Origin of the sequence: Dietzia sp. DQ11-38-2 (genome assembly GCF_014145055.1) — a bacterium.
Taxonomy (GTDB): Bacteria; Actinomycetota; Actinomycetes; order Mycobacteriales; family Mycobacteriaceae; genus Dietzia.
In genome coordinates this window covers 1-1174 of record NZ_JAALDW010000174.1, presented here as the reverse complement: position 1 = coordinate 1174, position 1174 = coordinate 1, and the positions used below count along the sequence as shown (strand labels likewise).

Here is a 1174-nt window from a genome sequence, read left to right as displayed (position 1 = left end):
CGGCGACCCGGAGCGCGATCTCGGCCCCGGAATGGAGGACAGGGGAACTCCCTTCGCCACCCACCGCGCGGCCGCGCTGCTCGGCGCGACAGGGCTGATCCGACTCCGCCGGCCGGTCGACCCGGCGTCCGACTCCGGGGTGGTGCACGGTGACCTCGCACGGGGACTGCTGTTCGACTCGTCGGAGGAGCCCGCGCTGACGGACGTCGTGCCGTACGCCCGCCCGGCCTCGTGGTCGGCGGCGGTCGTCGCGATCGACCACCTCTCCTGGGGGACCGTCGACGCCGGGGTGCTCCCGCGATGGCGCCACCTCGACGACTGGCCGCAGATGGTGCTTCGGGCGGCGGTCTTCAGGCTGGCGGTGCACGCGCTACACCCGGGATCCCGCCCCGCCGCGATGGACGGACTGCAGGCCATGGCCCGGACCGTCGAGGAGTACATCGGCGACCCGGACGCATGAACCGTCGCTCCCCGCGAGCAGCCACCCCCACCGGCACGCTCGCCTTTCCCGTGGTGGCCCTGCTCGGCGTCGTCCTGGTCTCGCTCAATCTCCGTACCGCCGTCACGTCCCTGAGCCCGCTGTTGGGGGTCATCGACGCCGAGATCGGTCTCGGTGCCGGGGGCATGGGACTGCTCGGGATGGTGCCCACGGCCATGTTCGCCCTCTGGGGTGTCCTCACCCCCGTCGTGCTCCGGCGGACGGGTCTGGAGGTGCTGACCGTCCTGGCGATGACGGCGGCCGCGGCCGGCCAGATCCTTCGGGCCTTCGCCCACGACCCATGGGTGATGGGAGCGGGATCCCTCGTCGCGCTCGCCGGGATGGGTATCGGCAACGTGGTGGCTCCGCCGCTGGTCAAGAAGTACTTTCCCCGGCACGTGGCGGCCGTGAGCATGGCGTACATCACCGGCCTCCAACTGGGAACGGTGGTGCCCGCCCTGGTCGCCGTGCCCGTCGACGAGCTCGCCGGGTGGCGGGTGTCCATAGGCTGGTGGGCGGTTCTCGCGATCGTCGCGGCGGTGCCCTGGATCATCGAGATCCTGCGGGGTAGGTCGGGCCCCGACCGATCCGCCACCGCCGGATCCACCTCAGCCGGGTCCGCGCCGGCCAGACCCTCACGGGCCACCACGGTCGTCGGCGGGTCGGGCCCGGCACGGCGGGTCCGGCCCTGGCGCT

2 pseudogenes are annotated in these 1174 nt (G+C 73.1%); both read left to right on the top strand.

Annotated features, from left to right (window positions below):
• Window positions 1-460 (top strand): annotated as a pseudogene (locus G6026_RS06700) (TIGR02569 family protein); the annotation flags it as partial.
• Window positions 457-1174: pseudogene (locus G6026_RS06695) on the top strand (MFS transporter); the annotation flags it as partial. The pseudogenes G6026_RS06700 and G6026_RS06695, both read left to right, overlap by 4 nt.